General features: G+C 42.6%; 23 protein-coding genes and 1 riboswitch. Of the genes, 6 read left to right on the plus strand and 17 right to left on the minus strand.

Annotated elements, in window-relative coordinates:
• Positions 1-202 precede the first annotated feature (202 nt).
• The 5 genes from BM003_RS06825 to BM003_RS06845 all read right to left on the minus strand — a co-directional run bounded on the left by BM003_RS06825 (position 203) and on the right by BM003_RS06845 (position 2,158).
• Positions 203-607, minus strand: a complete 405-nt coding sequence (locus BM003_RS06825) for a tetratricopeptide repeat protein (RefSeq protein WP_245734114.1) — start codon at positions 605-607, stop codon at positions 203-205.
• Positions 608-749: 142 nt separating this feature from the next.
• Entirely contained in the window at positions 750-1,226 is a 477-nt protein-coding gene (locus tag BM003_RS06830) for a GNAT family N-acetyltransferase (protein ID WP_245734129.1), read from the minus strand.
• 45 nt (positions 1,227-1,271) lie between these two features.
• On the minus strand, positions 1,272-1,490 hold the full coding sequence (locus BM003_RS06835; protein WP_093671420.1) for a hypothetical protein: 219 nt from the start codon (positions 1,488-1,490) through the stop codon (positions 1,272-1,274).
• Between the two features lie 24 nt (positions 1,491-1,514).
• Positions 1,515-1,955, minus strand: coding sequence for a hypothetical protein (locus tag BM003_RS06840; protein ID WP_093671422.1), 441 nt, complete (start codon positions 1,953-1,955; stop codon positions 1,515-1,517).
• The gene (locus BM003_RS06845) at positions 1,952-2,158 is read right to left on the minus strand and encodes a helix-turn-helix transcriptional regulator (RefSeq protein ID WP_093671424.1); all 207 of its coding nucleotides are present in this window, start codon (positions 2,156-2,158) and stop codon (positions 1,952-1,954) included. The genes BM003_RS06840 and BM003_RS06845 overlap by 4 nt, the downstream gene beginning before the upstream one ends.
• Before the next feature lie 145 nt (positions 2,159-2,303).
• Positions 2,304-2,411: riboswitch (THF riboswitch) on the plus strand.
• Positions 2,412-2,474: 63 nt separating this feature from the next.
• Here BM003_RS06845 and BM003_RS06850 point away from each other — a divergent pair.
• Entirely contained in the window at positions 2,475-3,071 is a 597-nt protein-coding gene (locus BM003_RS06850; protein WP_093671426.1) for a folate family ECF transporter S component, read from the plus strand.
• A 312-nt stretch (positions 3,072-3,383) separates the two neighbouring features.
• Here the strand turns inward: BM003_RS06850 and BM003_RS06855 are convergent, their stop codons facing one another.
• Both BM003_RS06855 and hisC read right to left on the minus strand, forming a co-directional pair.
• Positions 3,384-4,364, minus strand: coding sequence for an NAD(P)-dependent oxidoreductase (locus tag BM003_RS06855; protein WP_093671428.1), 981 nt, complete (start codon positions 4,362-4,364; stop codon positions 3,384-3,386).
• Positions 4,352-5,431, minus strand: coding sequence for a histidinol-phosphate transaminase (gene hisC / locus BM003_RS06860; RefSeq protein WP_093671430.1), 1,080 nt, complete (start codon positions 5,429-5,431; stop codon positions 4,352-4,354). Before hisC ends, BM003_RS06855 begins: the two co-directional genes overlap by 13 nt.
• 508 nt (positions 5,432-5,939) lie before the next feature.
• On the opposite strand from hisC, the gene BM003_RS06865 reads away from it, so the two are divergent.
• The gene (locus BM003_RS06865; RefSeq protein ID WP_177184682.1) at positions 5,940-7,091 is read left to right on the plus strand and encodes a PucR family transcriptional regulator; all 1,152 of its coding nucleotides are present in this window, start codon (positions 5,940-5,942) and stop codon (positions 7,089-7,091) included.
• Positions 7,092-7,645: 554 nt separating this feature from the next.
• Here the strand turns inward: BM003_RS06865 and BM003_RS06870 are convergent.
• On the minus strand, positions 7,646-8,242 hold the full coding sequence (locus tag BM003_RS06870) for a GNAT family N-acetyltransferase (protein WP_093671434.1): 597 nt from the start codon (positions 8,240-8,242) through the stop codon (positions 7,646-7,648).
• A 258-nt stretch (positions 8,243-8,500) separates the two neighbouring features.
• Between BM003_RS06870 and BM003_RS17930 the strand changes: the two genes are divergently transcribed.
• Entirely contained in the window at positions 8,501-8,590 is a 90-nt protein-coding gene (locus tag BM003_RS17930) for a putative holin-like toxin (protein ID WP_245734116.1), read from the plus strand.
• A 199-nt stretch (positions 8,591-8,789) separates the two neighbouring features.
• Here the strand turns inward: BM003_RS17930 and BM003_RS06875 are convergent, their stop codons facing one another.
• The 3 genes from BM003_RS06875 to BM003_RS06885 form a co-directional block, all read right to left on the minus strand.
• Entirely contained in the window at positions 8,790-9,446 is a 657-nt protein-coding gene (locus BM003_RS06875; RefSeq protein ID WP_093671436.1) for an alpha/beta family hydrolase, read from the minus strand.
• Positions 9,447-9,476: 30 nt separating this feature from the next.
• Positions 9,477-10,091, minus strand: coding sequence for a hypothetical protein (locus tag BM003_RS06880; RefSeq protein ID WP_093671438.1), 615 nt, complete (start codon positions 10,089-10,091; stop codon positions 9,477-9,479).
• 153 nt (positions 10,092-10,244) lie between these two features.
• Positions 10,245-10,700: a GNAT family N-acetyltransferase gene (locus BM003_RS06885; protein ID WP_093671440.1), complete on the minus strand. Its 456-nt coding sequence runs from the start codon at positions 10,698-10,700 to the stop codon at positions 10,245-10,247.
• A 57-nt stretch (positions 10,701-10,757) separates the two neighbouring features.
• Here BM003_RS06885 and BM003_RS06890 point away from each other — a divergent pair, with 57 nt between their 5' ends.
• Entirely contained in the window at positions 10,758-11,564 is an 807-nt protein-coding gene (locus BM003_RS06890) for an HAD family hydrolase (protein WP_177184683.1), read from the plus strand.
• A 24-nt stretch (positions 11,565-11,588) separates the two neighbouring features.
• On the opposite strand, the gene BM003_RS06895 is transcribed toward BM003_RS06890, so the two are convergent.
• Positions 11,589-12,056: a GNAT family N-acetyltransferase gene (locus BM003_RS06895; protein ID WP_342742014.1), complete on the minus strand. Its 468-nt coding sequence runs from the start codon at positions 12,054-12,056 to the stop codon at positions 11,589-11,591.
• Positions 12,057-12,497: 441 nt separating this feature from the next.
• Here BM003_RS06895 and BM003_RS06900 point away from each other — a divergent pair, with 441 nt between their 5' ends.
• Positions 12,498-14,063 (plus strand): PucR family transcriptional regulator, encoded by a 1,566-nt coding sequence (locus BM003_RS06900; protein WP_093671444.1) that lies wholly within the window; start codon positions 12,498-12,500, stop codon positions 14,061-14,063.
• Positions 14,064-14,726: 663 nt separating this feature from the next.
• Here BM003_RS06900 and codA read toward each other — a convergent pair.
• The 5 genes from codA to BM003_RS06925 form a co-directional block, all read right to left on the minus strand.
• Positions 14,727-16,004 carry a cytosine deaminase gene (gene codA / locus BM003_RS06905; protein ID WP_093671446.1) on the minus strand — a complete coding sequence of 426 codons (1,278 nt, stop codon included), beginning with the start codon at positions 16,002-16,004 and terminating at the stop codon, positions 14,727-14,729.
• A gap of 20 nt (positions 16,005-16,024) precedes the next feature.
• Positions 16,025-17,431, minus strand: coding sequence for a cytosine permease (locus BM003_RS06910; protein ID WP_245734118.1), 1,407 nt, complete (start codon positions 17,429-17,431; stop codon positions 16,025-16,027).
• 295 nt (positions 17,432-17,726) lie between these two features.
• Positions 17,727-18,512 (minus strand): glutamate racemase, encoded by a 786-nt coding sequence (gene murI / locus BM003_RS06915; protein WP_093671450.1) that lies wholly within the window; start codon positions 18,510-18,512, stop codon positions 17,727-17,729.
• A 226-nt stretch (positions 18,513-18,738) separates the two neighbouring features.
• Positions 18,739-19,251 (minus strand): GNAT family N-acetyltransferase, encoded by a 513-nt coding sequence (locus BM003_RS06920; protein WP_093671452.1) that lies wholly within the window; start codon positions 19,249-19,251, stop codon positions 18,739-18,741.
• Positions 19,252-19,290: 39 nt separating this feature from the next.
• Positions 19,291-20,139 (minus strand): alpha/beta fold hydrolase, encoded by an 849-nt coding sequence (locus tag BM003_RS06925; protein ID WP_093671454.1) that lies wholly within the window; start codon positions 20,137-20,139, stop codon positions 19,291-19,293.
• A 139-nt stretch (positions 20,140-20,278) separates the two neighbouring features.
• On the opposite strand from BM003_RS06925, the gene BM003_RS06930 reads away from it, so the two are divergent.
• Positions 20,279-21,052 (plus strand): hypothetical protein, encoded by a 774-nt coding sequence (locus BM003_RS06930; protein ID WP_093671456.1) that lies wholly within the window; start codon positions 20,279-20,281, stop codon positions 21,050-21,052.
• Positions 21,053-21,249 lie beyond the last annotated feature (197 nt).

The raw sequence follows: 21,249 nt of genomic DNA on the forward strand, positions 1-21,249 counted from the left end.
TCCTCTCTTGGGTTCAACTTTGGTCGCGTTCGGTTCGACTTTTCGATGGTTCGGTTCAACTTCCGCTCTTCGGTTCGACTTCTCCTCTCTTGGGTTCAACTTTGATCGTGTTCGGTTCGACTTTCCGATGCTTCGGTTCAACTTCCGCTCTTCTTCTCCCTTTCGGTCTAACACCTTCCTTATAGGTTTACTGAGCATTCAATCAAAGATCATCAAATTTGCGGCGCGACGCTTGAGCAAAGCCGCCAAACCTTTGCGCAGCTACTTCATTCACTAAAAGTTCGCCTAACGTTTTTACAGCTTGGGCTGGTTTATTATCATCCATGAGAATAAGGCTGTAAAAGCAACGAACTGCAGCATCTTGTTGATATTTTTCAAGTGCTTTCTTAATCGTTTCTAACGCTGAATGAATTTGACCTACATTTCGATAGGATGACGCTAGGCAAATTAAAGCAATCCGTTCATCTGCTTTGGATAAACCAAGCTCAAGCGCATTTTTATATTTCGGTATCGCCTCTTCCTCCATGGACAATTGATCCAGTGTTAGTGCATACTTTAACCAAACTTGGCTCTCCTGAGGGTATTGATTAGTCAATGTTTGAAACACATTCAAACCTCGTTCATGATGCCCATGTTCTATTAAGGAGCTAGCCTTTTGAATGATCGAATCGGTGTTTTCTCCCATGTACCTATTCCCCCTCTCGCTCTTACATTCTATGTATTGAAAAAGGGAGCATAACTACACGTTCTCAGCAGCCCTGATACGAAAGGAAAAAATCGGCTTGTTCCGTTTCCATTTTGATAAACGTCACGGGTTTTCCAAAACTGAGTCGGGCCTCTCTTCCTGTTTCAGAGAATCCAAGCTGCCCATATAAATGAATGGCGCGTTGATTAAAGTCAGCAACATCCAGCTTTATGACTCCTTGGTAATTAAAATGCTTTCTGCCAAAAGCAAGGCAGTTGGATACAAACGCTCTGCCGTTGCCCTTCCCCATTTCTTGCGGGCAAATACCCAGTCCAATTTCAAAATCGTTCGCCGACACGGCGTATTCAAATATACCAAACAAGCGTCCCTTGTTCAGTACCGAAAAATAATGGTTTGCAGAATCGGAAAATATGTCTTTATAGGTTTCTTCAATTCCTTCTTCCGGAATCGTGTAAAAAGTATAAGGCGCCTCATAGGTCCAATGGACATATTCTGCTGCCTGAACACGATTCATTGGCATGATGTCCACGTTTGAATCACTCCCTTTTTCTTGGCAGCAACCCGCCTATTTATTTTTTCCATAGTGTCGTTCAAAACAGGTCCGACAATAGACTTTGCCATGAGTGTCTTTCACAAATCGATGAATGATCATTTCCGTTACACCATACCATGATTTCTTCGGTGATTGAGCCATAATACACATGAATTCGCCAGGATTAATTGTTTTGCCACATTCCGTACATGTGAAAATGTAATTGCTTTTTAATTTCCAGAGAAAGCCCATATCTGTGCCTCCTATATTAAATTTTTACTCTTCCGCATCGTCGTCATCCATTCGTTTTTTCTTAAGATAATACATAACTGAGAAAGAACCGAGAAAGCAAATAAAAAAGATCGTTCCGCTGATCCATGCAAAAGAAGGATGTTGACGGTCAATGAACCAGCTGATCATTCCCATCAGTACACCAACCACTAAAGAGATGAGGATAAAGACATAGTAAGGGCGAGGTTTTTTGCGCTTTTTTTCGGTTGCCTCAACATCAGCAGTTACTCTCATTTGCAGAAAAGCATGTAGTGTATTGGTCACGATTAGAACAAAGAATATCGGTGATTCAGTTACCGCCCTTGATCCACTAGTAACGCCTACATAGATTAAGAAAGCGATAAGACCAACCGTTTGACATATATAGGCAATTCGAAAATTTTTCAAGTTAACCAGAATTAATCGTTCATCTGTAATTCTCTTCATGGCTTTTCCCCCTCGTCGATCCAAAAAAGTTCATCCAGTGATTTTCCGACTGCGTAACAAATAGCCAAACATAATTTCAGGGTTGGATTATATTTTCCTTTTTCAATCAAACTGATTGTTTGCCGTGTTACGCCGGTATTTTCTGCAAGCTGTAATTGCGTCAATCCCGCCTCAATCCGGGCATTTTTCACATGATTCATCAATGAACAGAATCACCTCCATACTCCAAGTGTAATATATATATTACACAAATGCAATATATATATTACATTTAGATCCAACCAGATCTATGAATCTCTTAATCAGTTGCAGAAATCGTGAAGATTAACTACAATAAGATTGATCTAAGGCAGAGTAGATTGTTGCGGGTTACGTGCCCGGGGGACGGGGAGTTGTCCCCGGGACGAAAAATGGCGCTTCGTGCCGTTTGCCGTGCAATGATCGCATCCCGCTGCCGCATATCGGAGTGTGATCCTCCCTTATGTGGCAACATTGCCAAAACATAAGGAGGATCTTTCTATGACTAATCGTTTGTCTATTTTTTCCGCTGCCTATTGGAAAACGGCCGCTGCGGAGCTTCGTAAGTTAAACAGGCTAACACTTGCCGCACTGATTATCGCCTTAACCGTGGTGATCGGTTCATTCACTATTCCCGTCGCCGAGAATCTGCATATTTCTTTCAATTTTCTGATCGTCGCTTTCGGATCGATGATCTATGGTCCGCTGCTCGGCATCTTTGCCGGAGCCGCCCTTGATATTGTCGGTTATATCGCCCATCCGTTCGGCGCATTTTTTCCAGGGTACACACTATCTTCCATGCTTGGCTGCTTTATCTACGGCCTGTTCCTGTATCACCGCCGAATTTCAGTGATGCGTATCTTTCTCGCCAAACTGATTGTTAATTTTGTCGTTAATGTCGGGCTCGGATGCCTCTGGAGCCAAGTGCTGTTCGGAAAGGGCTACTGGTTCTTTTTGGTCAACAGTCTGATCAAAAATTCATTGATGCTGCCGATCGAAACCATCATGCTTACCTTACTTTTGCAAGCATTGATGCCCATCTTGACACGAGCTCATGTAATTCCGGTTCAGAACAGCAATCGTATTTCTTTTATTTGATCACATCTCAACTCCCAAATCAGCATATTCATTTTGTCACTCACGCAACACGGTTTGATCAACCTTGGCCCATTTAGACCTTCGGGGTAACTGGAAATCGTTTATTGTTGACTGGCATTTGCAAGCTCATATAATGAAAAATGACCGATGGTGCGCCTACACCAGACGGTCCACAAGAAAATATGTTTCGTTAAAAAAATAACCTACCCATTAGTGAGCCGTTCGCTCAAGGGTGGTTATTTTTTATTATTATGAAACATCATTGGGCTTTTGAACCACGAGACAAACTTTGCGCTGAGTCTGGATCTTTCACTACATTTCCGCTACGACTTTTTGTGCCTTTTCCGGTAGTTCATTGAGACAATACGCCAGATTTCTGCCGCTGATGGTCTGCAGTTTATCTAGCGAATTCTGCGAGTAAAACGCGCTGTGCGGCGTGATAATGACGTTATTACGTCCAACCAACGGGTGTCCGGCCAAATGCGGTTCTTCCTCTGCAAGAACATCCAGACCCGCGCCGCGAATCTTGCCACTGTCCAATGCCTCCGCCAGAGCCACTTCGTCCACACAGGCGCCACGCCCGACATTGAGAAACAAAGGCGCGCGCTTCATCTGCGCGAAGGCAACAGAATCAAAAAAGTGGACATTGTCCGCCGTCAAGTTCATGTGGTTGGAAATGACGTCTGCTTGTGCAAAGGCTTCCTGCGCTGTTACAGCACGTACGTTGCAACATGCCGCATCTTCCGCTGTCAAATTCGGACTGACCGCGAGCACCTTCATTCCAAAGCCGCGGGCAAACGCCGAGACCTTGCGCCCGATCCTGCCGAATCCGAACACCGCCAATGTCTGTTTCCTTAATGGTCTGCCGCCTGGAATGGTGCGATACTGCCACCGAAATTCACGATCGATCTGTCCGGTGTAGTACTTGAGGTTGCGATTCAGAGCCAAAAGCAACGCCATCGTATGCTCCGCGACCTCATCGGTGCAATAGTCCTTGATGTGACAAATGATCACCCCATGCTGTTTCGCAGCCTGCAAATCGACCGAGTCATAGCCGACCGCATTGATGGAAACACAGCGTAATCGCTTCGCTCGACTGAAAAAAGCCGCGTCCAACGGCAGAAATGCGGTAATCAATCCGTCTGCCTTTGCCAGTTCAGCATAGTATGCATCATCATCTGCATAGGGCAGCACCTGTACCTGAGCCTCCGGAAGAATCGAGGCAATCGCGTCCATTGTTAGCCGATAATCCGATACCATAACATTTGAGAAATCACTAATCAGGATTCGCACGCCTTCACCTCCTGCAGAATTTCATGAAGCTGCTGCAGAACCTTATCCATTTCTTCACCCGTACCAATAGTCATGCGAACATAATCTCGAATCCTCGCCTCGTCATAATGCCGTACCAGAATGCCCCGCTCTTTCAACATTTTGCATAGTTCTCCGCCGGAAATATAAGGATGAGAGACAAAAAGAAAGTTTGCATGCGGCTCTGCAACGAAAAAGTTCATTTTTTCCAATGCCTTCTGCACACGAACACGAGTAGCAAGAACAGAATGGACGCACTTTTCTAAATATGTGGTATCCTGCACGGCCGCCGATCCTGCCGCAAGAGCAAATGCGCTCATGTTAAACGGATTAAATGTAAATTTGATTTTATTCATATCTTCAATAATCTCTTTTGACGCAATAGCAAAGCCGATTCGTGCACCGGCCAGATTTCGCGACTTGGAGAAGGTCTGCACCACGATAAGATTGGCATATTTTTCTGTTAGCGGAATGCACGATTCATTGCCATAATCGATATACGCCTCGTCAATGATCACTAATCGTTTCGGCCTGACTGCGACAACACGCTCGATATCAGAAACACTGAGCGCCAAACCGGTCGGATTGTTGGGATTCGCCAGTACAATATCGCGATCGGTTGCTATATAATCCTCCACATTCACGTGGAAGTCCGCATCCAGTGGAATTTGCTCAAAATCAATACGATTGGTCTTGGCATAGGTTCGGTAAAAGTCGTAGGTAATATCAGGAAAACAAAGCTTCATACGCGGAGAAAAAAAGCTCATGAAGCAGAAGCCGAGCACCTCGTCCGCACCATTTCCGACGAATACCCGATCCGCGTTGACTCCGTACACATCTCCGATCGCCTTGCGCAGCTGCTTGCAGTGAGGGTCGGCATAGTGACCCATGCCGCGAATTCGGCTTTGCGATACAGCATCAAAAACACGCGGAGATGGTGGAAGTGAGGATTCATTAGCATTTAGTTTGATATACGCCTGATCCTTCGGCTGTTCACCAGGAATATACGGCTCCATTTTCTGAAACTCATCACATAAAAAATAACTCATACGTATCCCCCTCATTTGTTATGTAAGCTAACAACAGTCATGCATTAAAGCAGAATTGACGTTTGCAGTTTTAACTAGCTGAAATTTCAGTCATTTATGGCTCAGCCACCTATATTGCAGCGACTGCACGCGCACAAGCAATAATTTTTATCCGGATTTCACGCACAAAAGAAGTTTTTACAATGGTTCGTTCTGCAACGTTCTGTAAAGAACATGTTATAAAATCTTCCCTGTTTATCTTACTTATATCAAACCCCAATTGTGCTGTCTATATCCGTTCATACAAGAGCTTTCCCTTTGTTTTGTAATTTTTACAAATCATTTTTGCAGATGCACGCAGCTCTAAGGATCATTAATTTTCAAAACAGAAACTAAATTTTTGATATTTTTCATTTTTATGACAAAATTTAGCTTGCCTAAGACGACGTCCTAGTTGCGACATTGCCTTTTTGACACTGACTTATATTTTTGTTACAATTTGCAGAAAATTAATATGGGAGAGATAGGGATGCCGGACGTTGCTTCTTTGCAGCAGTTTGAATTTTTTTCTAATTTCACTTTATATGCAGGTGCAAAAGGCATTCATCGCATGATTTCGAACGTGGTGATTCTTGATCACGAAGGCTTTGACGGCAACTATACGGACTTTCATGAAGGTGATTTTGTCATCACAAACTTGCTCTATGCAAAGGATAATCCGGAGCGTATTCTCCCATCTTTTTCTAAACTGATTTCTATCAAAGTCTCTGCCATTGCAATCAAGTCGATTTACTATCATGAACTGCCTAAGGAGGTTGTTGAACTGGCAGAAGCGCACAGCCTTCCTATCTTTTTCTTTGATTCTGTCTATATTGAAGATATCATTCTGAACATCGTTGATTATCTGCGTTCCTCTGAAAAAAACAGTTACCTCGAAAATCTAGTAGATACTGTTATTTATACCGAAACTCCCGAAACAGCTCTAAAGCAGCTCCTGTCGCATTGCTGTCCGGATAATCGGCACTATGTTTCCTCGCTTTACCTAACCAATCCCTCATCGAAGGATAAACTGTCCATTCAACGCACGCTCAATCGCAAGGGTCTCCTCGGAAAACAGTTCATTGACTCGGCGGCGGATTGCTTCTTCCTTATGTATAAAAAGGGCGTTCTGATGCTTTATTTTTCACAAGACGTGCAGACATCCTCCGAAATTATGAAGAAATGGAGACACATCCTCAGTGTATCAAATCTAAGTTCCGGCAATTACCAAATCGGTGTGGATGACGAAATGCTTCCTATCCGTCAAATTGATATTGCCATTCGTCGCAGTATCTATACGAACCGTTGTTGCGGGCAACAAGGACACCCAAAGGCAGTATACAGTTCGATGCACTTGCGCACCTTGATGCTTTCGTTGTCTGAAAACCGATATGCCAATGCCTATTTGACCGATCTATGCAAAGAGATCAGCTCTTATGACCGTCAACAGAACACGCGACTCATGGAAACCCTTTATGCCTATGCAGGATGCCTGTTCCACATTGACAAAACAGCAAAAAAGCTGACCCAGCACCCCAATACCATACGTTATCGATTGAATAAAATTAAATCCATTCTCCATTGCACAAACGATTTTGAGTTTCAAATGATTGTCGGCCTGATTTCAGAAACGCTCAACTAATTTTTCAAACATATGGCTGCGTTTATGATGGATTGTCCGTCACTCAATAACTTCTTCTGACATCGCAATCAGCTCTGCTCGTTTCTGATCCTGAATAACCAACCATTACGCAGACTTTGCATTCAAAGAAATCAATATATATTCGCTTTCTTCTTGAATGGAATTTATATATAATTAAGTATAGAAGTCATATAATGAAAAATGACCGCCGGTGCTGTCACACCGGACGGTCGATTGCAACAGCATGATTCCCGCAAGGGGTCAGCGCATATGTTTAGGTGAAAAAATAACCTACCCATTACGAGCTGTGAACTCAAGGGTGGTTATTTTTTGTACTATAATAATTCAAAAAAGATTCAGCGGAATATAGTATCAGGGCAACATAGTGGAACTTCGACTAACACCGCTTACGTCCTGTAAGCAACGCCAAAGTCACCACATCCTGTGGAAGTTCCGTCTGCGCCAAAAACTTTCCGATCGACGTTTATTCGTATCATGATAATGGTCTTATTTTCCACTTTAAAACGATTAGATTGAGTGCTATTTTATCTTCTTCAATCAGCCAAATCTTTCTGAAATCCCTGTGGATGCCATTCCTCCCATTCTTCTCTTAGCACACCGTAACCGATTGAATCGTAGTATTGGCCATCTACAATGCGTGCCTTACGGAAACAAGCTTCTTTTGTATAGCCGAGTTTTTCAGCAAGTTTCATCATGCCGAAATTACCGGACCATGTGCGCAGATCAACCCGCACAATTTCCGGCATCGCCTGAAAAAGATAGTCGGTCCACAGACCAAACGCTTCATAACCGCGTCCATGCCCCCAGAATTCCGGATCGTAAATCGCGATCCCGGCGCACAGCCAGTTGGTTTCCTTGCTCTCCCAGTACCATCCAACTTGTCCGATCAGTTTATCTGAGTTTTTATCGGCAATGGCGAGATTCTTTCTAGGGGCTTCAAAGGAATCCGTCTTGATTTTTTCACACTGTTCATCGACTAAATCAATGATTTCTTCCTTTGTTTTCCGAGGATAATAGGGGCCGTCGAACTTCTGCCAATATTGTCCAGGCGATCTCCAAAAAATACAGTCATCCTTGTCCGCTAATTTCCAATCACGGATAACGATTTGCGTTCCACTAAGTTGAATCAAGCTGCAACCTCCGTTCTAAATTAGATTATCAGTTTTAATATGTATTGTTTCTTTTTTGAACGTTCAATTGCATTTTTAGATCAAATTAAAATAATACTTCTAATCCTCAATTCATATACACAATAAGTTCACGAAATAGAGCGTTAGTCTGATATAATTGAAGAGACAACAAAATAAACGAGGTGGGAGCGCTGCTCTGCTGTTTCCTGTTAGTGATCGGTGACCCCGTATCGCTTCGGGAGAAAGGGGGTGGCGCCCATGACAGATTTTCAAGCAATCAGTTTGATGATCAGTTTTGCTACACTGATTATTTTGATTCTGTCATATATAGAAAAAACAAAAAAGTAACCCACCTGGTTTCCCTACCTGCCGTGGATTACTTTTTTGATTCATGTGCAGCGTAATGATCGCTTAGCGGTTTTTGTTGTCATTCTCCGTTGGTGTTGGTGCACCAACGGTTTTATTTTGCTTTCCTTACTATTCATTATACACATGTTTTAATGTGTTTAACACTTTTATGTAAAAACGGGTTGAGTCATCTATTTTCTCATCCCTGTCCGTTTTGTATTGTGCTGCGAATAAGTTCCATGACTTTTGCCAACGCTGTAATGGAGCTCGCGGTATCAAACGTATCGACGCCGACATCCAGTGAATGATCGGCATCATGGATCACTTCGATGTGTAGATTTGTTCGCCTCAATTGCTCCACCCGCTCAGAATCGAAAAAACGATCACGGTCGCCAATAACGAATAGACCTTGATGCTTACTCTCTAATAGATTGGTAAATAGATTATCATAGGTGATCAATGGTGTCAGCAGAATAATCTTCGAATTTCGAAACGCTTCTTTTTTGATTAGATCTGCCGTGATCGGAATAGTGCCGATCGATTTTCCTAAGAACATGCAATGCTCATATGTGTGTCCAACCAATACATCATCAATAACCGGCTGGATGTCGCGCATCATCATCTTGCTTTTCACATCAAATGGTTTCTTAAGCATCTTTTTATCGTACATATAATGGACATGAACAACGTCAATCGTGTTCTGAAGCATCTCCATTGTCGCATAATAGAGCAGCGGCTTATCGTAATTATAGCCAATACCTGAAAACATAAAACAGACGGTCTTCGCGCCTACCGCTATATGTGTATAAGCGATCATATGATCTACCGCTTTCACACTTTTTTCGATAACCTTCATAATGAACACCCTCTATATCTGCATTGCGCTTTACGTTAAATGATGGATCATCACAAACAGAAACAGAACACTATAGTATAAAAAGAATCCTAGATTAAGAACGACTGAATTGGGTTTGATCGATTGAATCCACTTTGGTGGAGTGTTCAAGCATGTCCGAAAAAGCAAAGCCAAACAATAAATCACTTGGAGACTCAAGATAAAGACAACCGCTGCAAAGAAATGATGATTATTTTGCAGTAATGATGTGCCAATAAAAATTGCACCGATCCAGTTAAAGATCCCTGCGATCATTTCAATCGGATCTGATAAAAGATTCATCATCCACTCATCATTTGCTTCCCACAATTCTTTATTATCCTTTGACTGCTTGTTCGAATAAACAATTTGCCCCGTCTGAAGCGCCATCGCAATAATAAACATGATTAGAGCAAGTACACAAAACAATGTACCGATTTTCGCTGCCCAGCCGTTGATGAAAAATGCTAACGAAAACGCAATCGGTAGCCAACATGTAAAAATGAAAATAAGCAGCACATGAATGAGTGCAAATTCATTTTTTCGCAACAACGATTGAAGAAAAATGGCCAGTAATAAAAACAACATGACGCTGGTCCATCCAAACACTAGCGTTGGTACAACCATAACCATTACCCCTGTCTTATTTTCTCAAATAAGCTGTAAATCAGGCATTATTATTGCATGCTTATTTTTAAACTATGCCACTTGTTTAACCAATCTTTTTGCGTGATTCTTTTCATGTTAACGATCATTCTTTTTCGCAATGGTATCGCCTCTCTACTTTAAACCTAACTCTTTCCTCATCACCATTCGATTTTCGCTAATTGAATAACCTTTTTTACGATAAAAGCTGCTGATTGAACCCATTTTCTCAGTGATTAGAAACAGTGAAGTAATCCCTTTCTCTATTAATTTCTGCTCTAGATGATAAAGCAGATGAGAGCCATAACCCTTTCCTTGTATCTGAGTCGTGACGCAAAATCCAGCTAAGTAAAAGGTCTTCCCTCTGTAATTCATTTTACTGTATCCGGCAATGAATCCGATTAATTGATTATGATCCAAGAGCATATACCCTAAGAAATTAGGTGTATGAATTAAGTCAAGTAATCTCTGACAGCCCGAATCATAGGACCATGATTCTTTCCATGGCTGAGCGCTAAAAACATTGACATATAATTGCGTACAGTCATCCAGAAAATCAGCATTCATAGCAGCTATTTTTACCATCAACATCACTTGTTTCTTTCAGTGTACTCGTGTTATAGTGAAATGCAAAAAAGGTGGAGGCACATGAATCGATCATCACTCATTAAAGCGCTGGTCTTTGACTTAGATGGAACGTTACTCAACTCGCAAAAAATTATTTCTGAACGAAATCAGGAAGCACTAATGCGCAGTTATCAGTCCGGGGTTAAGCTTTTCATTGCGACTGCTCGTCCCCCGCGCTCCGTAAATAAAATGGTTCCAAAAGAATTACTCGATTGCGCATCAGGCATTTATTACAATGGCGCGTATGTAAAGGAGATTCATGGAAAAACAATGAGCTACACGATTTCGAGTGCAGATTCGGGTAAACTCATCGATTTTATGTGCAGTCATAATGAAAAAGATGCCATTTCCATTGAATCCGAGGATAGACTCTACGCGCTTTCTGACGAGACTTTTGCAAAGAACGCGAAGCACATGGTTCTCCCGCCAACAATTGTCACCCCGTCTAAACTTAAGGAGCTGCCGGCAAATAAAGTTTTACTGTTTCATTGTCCATCGAGTGTAAAGAGCTTTGTGATGCAGTACACCGATCAATTGACCATCGTCGAGACCGATTCAAAGGAGTTAATGCAGATCATGGCCAAAGATATTTCAAAAAGCCGCGCCGTTTCCGCACTCTGTAAGAAAATGAACATTTCAATGGACAGCGTCATGTCATTTGGTGATGACTGGAATGATTTAGATTTATTCAAAACGTGCGGCTATTCCGTTGCTATGGGTAATGCGGAGCCTGAACTGAAACCATTTGCCTCCATGACAACCGCCACAAATGATGAGGATGGTGTTGCACAAATTCTTGAGCAGCTTATGATCACACATCGTTATTAAGATGGGCACGTCTATTACTATTATCTACTCAACGGTGCCCCTCATCCGCCAAACCTTGCCGTCACATTCATTTTTTAATAGCTTCATTCCGTTTTTCTTGTAGAACGCCTTGGCTCGTGAGTTGGTTGGAGAAACGCGGAGGTGGTATTCGAACACGCCGTTTTTTTTGAAGAAGCGCATCGCGTACTGCTGAAGTTCATGTCCTAACCCATAGCCTCTTTTCTCTGCAATGAGATAGAAAAGATGAACATAGCCGATTCTTTTGCCCTCGTATTTGCGAATGCTTAGTTCCAGCTGGCCGACCGGCTGATCCTGATCAAACGCGAGGACAAACCCATTTGGAAAATGGCTGACCTTCTTTTGCAGCCATGCTAAATATTCGGACGGATGGAAATCACGATCCGTGCCAAAGCTGATCACAAACGAGTCCTGGCGAAAGGCGAGAAGCTGTTTTTTATATTTTTCCACATCCAGCGTTTCGAAGCGCAGCACAAGCAGCCCCTCCCAAACTATTATTTCTGCTCATCTTTCAGTTCCTTCTTAATCTCCTGAATGGTAAAGCGAATCAGCTTTTTGATTAAAAAATAAATAACCGTAATAAAAGCAAATCAGAATAAAATCATCAGAATTAGTGGTAAATACATGGACCAATTCATCAATCCTCACCCCCTTTTCAAGGCTAGTCCTCCAAAAGTTTTTTACCTGTCAGATGGATAATTGTGTCTATTATAAACGCTATTTTCAAATTATTCTATATCGTCAAAGATGGGCTAAGCATACTTTTCTGAACAGTTGCCTTTACCCAAATAAGTGTATGAATCAGGCAACTCCTACCCTATCCATTATCAAAATGTTCTTGACTGTTATTGCTGCGATCGTGTACGAACCTTATAATGAAACAAATACTATTTAAGTTTAGAAGAGGATTCAAACGTGACTGAAAAATTAACGATTGCGAAGATACTGGAACGTCCCTATTTTAAGCAGGCGAAAGTATATGCCGATGCGCGCGCTCTGGAACGGATCGTTGAGTGGGCACATGTGCTCGAAGTTGAAGATGTTGGTAATTTATTGAATGGAAATGAACTGATTTTAACAACCGGGTTAACCTGGAAGGGCAGTGAGGCCAAATGTCTTAAATTTTTGCGCGAAATTATCAATAAAAACGCTGCGGGTCTGGTTATCGATATGGGCAGAGTGGTTAAGGTTATCCCGGAGCGGATGATTGAACTGGCGCAAAAAGAAAACTTCCCATTAATTCTTATTTTTTCAGAGATACGTTATATTGATGTGACGCATGATATTCACACCTATATCATTAATCAGCAGAAGAAGGTTGTGGAGGATTTAGAACATTTCTCTTCACAACTCAATCAATTACTGTTAATGGGTGAAGGTATTTTCTCTCTGCTCAATCTGTTTTTTAAATTTACGGGACAAGCCGTTGCGTATAGTCCAGTCAAGGGAAGAATGATCTGTGCCCCTCATTCCGGTTATTTCAAGTCGGACGAGGAGAGGGTTGACGAGAAAGCCGGCAACCACAAATTCTGTTTTCCCGTACTCGTCATGAATCAGTCATTTGGTCAACTGGTCACTGCACCTTGTGCGAAAGAAAATCATTTTACTTCCCTTGCCTTAGATCGGTGTGCAACTGCTGTTGCTCAGGAAATCCTGCGCTCCATGTATTGGGAAGAAAAACAGCTGAATCGCGAAAATCAATGGATTGCCCAATGGGTGGATGGGCAGCTTAGCGAAAAGGAAATCAAGGAGCGATTAGCAAAAATTAAACCCAACCTTTTATTTCAATGGTGCGGCATCCTGATTATTGAATCAAGAAATGACGCATTTGATGATCCGCCCGCTCTGCTGCTGCACCAGAATATGATGCTGCGCATGGTTTTTAGTCACGAATCCTTCTTTATTTTACCTTTAAACCGGGCGAATCGCTTTATCATCATCATTCTTAATTTAAATCATTCCCGTTCTGATCAAATGATTGATCGTGCGATTATCAAGGCGATGCATGCATACAAGCATTATATCAATGATGATCAGTTAATATGGGGCGTATCCGGAAAAACACAACCTTTAAACGGCATTCATCAATCGGTCCTGGAAGCCATTGAAGTGATCGATGTTCAATCGCATATTGGGCTTCTTAAAGATCCGTTTCATCATTCCCTTCATATTTATCAGGTGATCAATCATTTGAATAAGAATGATCGATTATTACCTTTTATTAGGGAACAGATTGGAAATCTGGAAGTGACGCGCAATGAAAGAACGGTTGATCTGCTGCACACCCTGAAGATTTATCTTGAGTGCGGCGGTTCCAAAAAAGAAGCCGCTGCAAAGCTCTTCATCTCAAGACAATCACTGTATAAACGATTAGCTCAAATAAACGAACGGCTTGGCGGTGATATTGAGCAGCCTAGAAGACGGCTGTCCATCGAATTGGCCTTAGTTGGTCTTGACTATCTCAATAAAACCCGGCCATGAGTGTTTCTTTACTTGTGCTACACCTAGTCCTTTGCCGTCGATCTTGTGCCTGACGGGCACTCCAGCTGCTCGTTTCAACGGAGACGACCGCAGGCATCACGCATCTAAATGAGAGGTTCTTTGATTCTTTGGAACTCAGAAAAAATGAGTCCCATCCCGCTTACTCCTTTTTTATGAAACATTCTAATTAAGTAGACTTGTAAAATAAGCGGAGATTTTTCGGTTAAATCAAAATAGAGCTCGTTTCAGAGGGAGATAAGGGGAGATTTTCCGGTTATGCCAAGAAAAATCCCCCGTTTTCACGTTTTTCAAGGAGATAGGCGGAATCGCTCCGTCTATTTAAGCTCTTTTTCCGTTCATTTTCTCATTAAGAGAAAATTTTCCGTCTATTGATCAATTGGGCGCTTAACCTAATCGTTCAACCGGTCAGTGCGGATCCTAGTGATCCCAGATTAGCGCTTCTCCCTTTCGAACCGCTGGCCAAAGTCCTTCCTTCTCAACAATTGGGTAAAACCAAGCTACACCTAGTCCTTACTTCCGCGACCAAGACACTGGTTTATTAGTTTTCATATGGGACACAATTATATACTTTTACTTTCTTATCTCAGTGCAAAAAAGAGAATAGAATCGCCGGACACGGCAATTTTATTCTCTTTACACGTCTTATTTGAAGTGAATCGGCAAGGATTTTTCATCGAGATTCAGGAATGTTTTACTCGGAATCGTTTCTGAAAGCACTTTTCCTTCATGAATCGAATAACGTACGGGCGACAGTTTTCGAATCACGTCGTAGCTGGACTGCTCGGACATGATCAGCATATTGGCCGGTTTTCCTTCTTCAATCCCGTATTGATCGAGGACGTGCAAAGCTTTTGCACTGTTTGTTGTAATCAAATCAAGCCCATGAGTGATTTGCTCATAGCCCATCAATTGGCATACATGCAGGCCCATGAAGAGCACCTGCAGCATATTCCCGGTTCCCAGCGGATACCATGGGTCAAAAATATCATCATGGCCGAAGCAGACATTGATGCCCGCCTGCAATAATTCAGGAACACGTGTCACGCCGCGGCGTTTCGGGTATGTGTCAAAGCGGCCCTGAAGATGCGTGTTAACAAGCGGATTTGAGACAAAGTGAATGCCTGAACGCTTAAGCAAACGAAAAAGTTTGGCCGTATATGCACCATTATAAGAGTGCATGGCGGTGGTATGGCTGGCAGTGACGCGATCGCCCATTCCGCGCTTATATGCTTCAGCTGCGATGACTTCGATAAATCGCGACTGCTCATCGTCAATTTCGTCACAATGAACGTCTATAAGACGATCATATTTTTCGGCAAGATCAAACACATAACCCATCGAAGCAACGCCGTCTTCACGGGTCAGCTCATAGTGCGGAATGCCGCCGACAGCATCCGCGCCAAGTAAGATTGCCTCGGCGACTAATTCTTTTCCCTTTGGATAACCGAGAATACTCTCCTGCGGAAAGGCAACAATTTGAATATCCATCCAGTCGGATACCGCTTCTTTTAGATCAATCAGCGCTTTAAGAGCAGTCAGATTCGGATCGTCCACATCAACGTGGGTTCGCACAAATTGAATACCTTGAGCAGCCTGCCACATCAATGCTTTTTTTGCCCGTGATAAGACATCATCCCGTGTCAACTTTGCTTTCCGCAATGTCCATGTCTCAATGCCTTCGAACAGGGTGCCGCTCAGATTCCATTTAGGATCCCCGGCCGTAAGCACAGTATCCAAATGGACATGCGGCTCAATAAAAGGCGGGATGACAAGATCACCTTTGGCATCAATAGACGCTTCTCCATCAAACTCCTGCGGTTTATGTTCACTGGCCTTCTCAATTTTATCAATCATTTTTTTATCAATGCGAATGTTCCAAAGGCCCTCGCGATTCACTAAACGAGCATTGCGTATCAACATATGAAAAACCACCTAGATGTTTATTTTCGAAATGACGACAGAATCCAATAAATGACGCCGGATAAGATCAATGCCGGATAAGTCGCGCCGATGCTTGCTGTAAAAAAAGGAAGATTATGAATGAGCAGATAGACAATAACGCCGCTTGCCCATGCAATAAAAGCTCCCCAATGAATACCGCCGCTGAACCAATACTTTCCTTCAACACGTTCAAATTCAGGAACCTCATAGACTCGCTTTTTCACCAAAAAGAAGTCGGTCACCATAATGCCAATCAGCGGTCCAAGAACCATACCCAGATAGTCAAGAAACGCAATAAAGGAATCTAAGAAACTGCCGAACAGCAGCGGAACAAAAGTAAGAAGCACGGCGAATACAGTGACGATCCAAAGGGCGGACATCGCCTTCACCTTTTTCGTTAAGTTCGTCAAGGATATTCCCGCCGCCATCAAGTTGATCGCATTCGCCGTTGTACTTGTGATGACGATAACAATGAGCGCCAGCCAGCCCAGACCGAGCTTGCTGGCAATCGTACTCGGATCTGAATTATTCGGATCATAAGTACCACTAGTAATGGCTGCAGCAATCGTCGCAATAATGCCCACGAATGCAAACCAGAACAGACCGATGTTTGCGCCAAGCATTGGTGCGACCGTAGCACTTGTTTTTTTCTTCGTATACCGTGTAAATTCAGCAATAGCGGTCACCCAGGCTAAGCTAAACGCGGCCATCGTATCGACGGCTGTTCCAAAAGGAAGCGATAAGGATGCGGTCGGTCGCCAATGAATGATCTGGCTTAGCGAAACATTCTGCAGCACCACAATCGTCTCCCAAATGCCGAGAACGGCAACGAGAATCATGCCGATTCTTTCAATCATTTTAACAGACCGATGGCCAAGCGATATAGATGCAAGGTGAAGAACGCTCATAATTAAGATGCCGACAATCATTGATTTTGCGCTGTTCTTTTCACCAAAGGCAGCCCAGCCGAGACTGTCCTTCAGGAGAAAGCTGATCGAAATGGCTGCTATAAATGTATTTACGGCAGTCCACCCAATAAACGATGTCAGATTAACTAATGTAGGCAGCGAGCTTCCTCGCACTCCGAAGGCCGGCCTTGTAAGCGCCATGGTTGACGTTCCGGCTTTATAACCCATATAGCCTACCAAGGCCATGAACAGATAAGCAATTGGGTTGGCAATAAGCGTGACGGCAAGTGCGCCGCCAAAGCTGCAGCCTGCAACGACACCGCCTATGTACCATGTCCCGTTATTTGCGTTGGCACCAATCCATGTCGCAAACATATCAATAAAAGTCATATTGCGGGCCTCGGAGTGAGGCACTTTTTCAGTGGCACTGTATTCCTTTGCTAAGTTCTCACTCAATGCCTTTGGGGTTTCGGCCGTTTCCGAAATATTTTGTGACACAGTCATCCCTCCATCGTAAATAAATGTTATATGTTATAACGTCCTATGTACTAAAATATATCATTTATCGGCGATTATGAAAGATACACTTTGTTCGTATCCTACCTCATTATTATTGACACTGTGTCTTCCTCTTTTTTTGAATAAAAAGAAAGGATGCCTCAAAATCAATTGATGATGAGACATCCTGTTTATACATGTGTAATTTTTAACCCGCACAGGTGTAGACTTCTCTTCTACTGACAAAGATACAAACAGAAGAATAGAATAACAGTGCAGTCATTTTTTCGAAGACTTAGGATCCGCTAATCGTATCCAATCTTTCCAGTAAATCCGCATAATGCTTAAGCGTTTCCGAATCCTCGACCTTTACTCCGGATTTATAAAAGATGATCTTCCCGTTTCCGCCTCCGGTTTGATGCAGCCTTTCAAGCGTACGTTTCAGATTCATGGCCGTACCAAGTCCACCGTCGATGACATGGGTTCCTTTCGGGAAGATCTGCTCAATGATGTCTTTAAAAATCGGAAAATGCGTACACCCTAACACAACCGTTCCATATTGAGTCAAATCGAACGGTTTCAACTGCTCTTTTAAATAAGGAATGACATGTTCCGGGTCAAAGTCAAACGCTTCGGCAAGTTCTACCAATTTCGGCATCGGCAGCGGATCAACAAGATCGTGCTTGTCAATTCGTTCAACGAGCCGATGATATTTTTCTTCCTTCAGCGTCGTCCGCGTTGCCATGACGAGCACTTTCTTTTTTTTCGGTTCGGTTTCGATCACCGCGGGTTTAACCGCGGGTTCAATACCAATGATTGGAATCGAATAATTTTTGCGCAGATCCTCAATCGCCGCACTCGTTGCCGTATTGCAAGCAACCACCAGTGCTTTGATCTCATGAGCGACAAGGAAATCCACCGCTTCAAAAATATATTTTTTCAATTCATCTTTCGGTTTTTCTCCATAGGGAAGATGCGCGGTATCCGCGTAATAGAGAAAATTTTCATTGGGCAACAGTTTTCTAATTTGATGGAGAACAGTCATGCCGCCAACACCGGAATCAAATACTGCTATGTTCATGGATTATCACTTTTCTTTATAAAATTTATTTCTGACATTGATTCATTTTATCATCTTTTTATGGTGCAGGAAACAGAAGTCAATTTGCGGTACACCATTCATCGACCTTCTTCAAAATCACAGCCTGATAATCACGATTTTCTAAAATCATTTGTTTTAGTTCCGGACATTTGTGTATTTCCGGATCAATAGGAAAAACAGAGGTTATTGAGATTGAACCGAAACATTACTCATAAATATAGACTTTGATCAAGTACTTCCCTCCAAAACCTTTCATGAATACTTCTTCATGAAAGGTAAAATGATTGTTGCTTAAAACTTTTTCTGATCGCTTATTACCCGCTTTCACAATTCCATAAATGGCGCTTAATTTAAGATTACATTTTGCCCATCTGGAAAAAGCACCTACTGCCTCAGTTGCATAGCCATTCCCTTGATAGTCCATGCCGATTGCATAGCCGATCTCAACGCCATCTAATCGTACACTTAAACCAACATGACCAATCAAGGTGTTTGTTTTTTTCAAAACGACTCCATAAACAAGTGGATAGGACTGAGGAGTAGTTTTATATTTTGTAGATAGAAATTCGATTATTTCTCTAGCTTCATTTCGGCTCTCATACACTTGATCTGGTAGTTCTTCCAACATGGTCTTTTCTTTACTATATTTATAGATCAACGAAGCATCGTTTACATCTAATTCACGTATCGTTAATCGTTCAGTTTCAAGAAGATTCATAACTTCACCTCTAATAGTTCATCCGACCGTTATCCTTTACTACTTCATCATCTCTCGAATTTCCTGTGCCAATTCTTCTGGCCGTTCAAGCATCACCATGTGTGAAGCATCTTCCATAATGACACAGTGCGTCTGCTTGGCAAGTAAGCAAAAATGTTCTCGAGATCTCTTCTTATATGTGGTGATCGGATCATTTTCTTGTAAATGAGATTCAGCTACAATGAGAGAAATAGGTATTTTTAAATGCGCAGCATGTTCATTCGGATGATAGGTCCATAATGCGCAAGAGAAAGCCAGCTCGGTTTCCGGTAAACATTTTAAGCGAAGGGATCCGTCCTCTGTCTCATAGATCTGGTCCACGACCGCCCTCTGAACATCTTCATTCCAAAATGGTGTATCTTGTTTTTGAAGATCAAGATAATGATCCATGCTGTTTAAAAAACCTTCAGGATACGAAAAATCAGTGAATGACTCCCAGCTGATGCCCGGCCACTCTTGATAATTGAAATAGCCTGCATCAACAAGCATCAGCCCTTTTACTCGTTCAGAATAGTGAGCTGCAAAATGAAGAGCTAGTGAAGCGCCCCATGAATGTCCGACCAGCCATATGTCCTTCACATGCATTTGATCGAGTACATCCACGAGCTGCTTGGACAATGTAGTGAAATCATAAGTTGAACTTAACCCGCTGTCCCCGCATCCTGCCATATCCGGGGCAATACTATGTACGCCTTGTAATCGCTTGGCAACCATTCGCCAAACCTCGCCGGTCCATGCCTGTCCATGAATAAACACCACGTGCTCAGATGCAGATGGATCGCCGAATTCTTCTCTAATTTTATAGTCTACCCTGTCATTTTTCGTTACGACATGTCGTACCGTCCACATCAATCATCACTTCCGATTTTTAAAACTGTTTCGTTAATTATAACAATTTTATGTTCCTATAGACTGAATTTCCGTCTAGAGATTGAGGTTTAATTAAAAGATATGCGTTACACTAGATGGCAAATCGGAGGGATGAGCAGTGAACATTGATAATACGATCATCCAAAAATACTTGAATGGATCTCCTTCAGAGGACTATGCTGACGAATGGATTTTTCATCACATCGAAGAAAATGACTATTTGTTCGAAAAACCGGTTGAGGCAATGAAACCACAAGTTCTCGAGCTTTATCATGATATGCGGAATACGGTGCAACATTTTGTTCCCTGTCATAAGCAATTGTGGAATGCGCTGTTTCCCGAATATGAGAAACGGCTGAAAAAATGCATTATCCAGCTAGTTGTCGGATGCCCCTCTCCCTATGAAGCAATGGTTCGGGAAAATACGCAACATGAGGAAGTGATCATCTTTGACTTAATCCGTTTTACACGGTATGGCATGCGCCGCGCGCAGGAAATCATACGCTCAATGATGACGCATGAATGCGCCCATTTTTTACTGCATCAGGATTATCCATCAACCAACGCAAAGACATATTTAGAAAAATTGGGCTACATGCTTTTCGATGAAGGGCTCGCCCACTTTCTCGCACAAAACAAGCAGCTGAATAATCCTGAACTGCTTAAACGCAAGAAGGATGCATTACAGTCCTATCAACAAGCGCTTAGCGAACAGGATTTCAAGCAGCAACAGGCGCTGTTGATTCGAGCATGCTCCGTTCCTTATTGGAATAAATTCGCCTGCATTGCCGGAATGTTCCTCTGGGCAGACATCTATTCAAATTCTGGTATCAATGGTGTGATCGCCGCCTATAAAGAAGGATGGCGCCAATTCGGTCAATATATAAACTAAAAATGACTTTATTGCACAGTAAACACGAAGTGCGCAGCAAAAATGCATGAGTATAAGAGATCATCAATTTTGCATTGTTCAAGCAAAAATATCAGCGCTCAGAGAAAAGAATCAGCGTTCAGGCAAATTTATCAGCGCTCAGGCAAAAGAATCAGCGTTCAGGCAAAAGAATCAGCGTTCAGAGAAAAGAATCAGCG

Origin of the sequence: Sporolactobacillus nakayamae (assembly GCF_900113325.1) — a bacterium.
In the GTDB taxonomy this organism is placed as follows: Bacteria; Bacillota; Bacilli; order Bacillales; family Sporolactobacillaceae; genus Sporolactobacillus; species Sporolactobacillus nakayamae.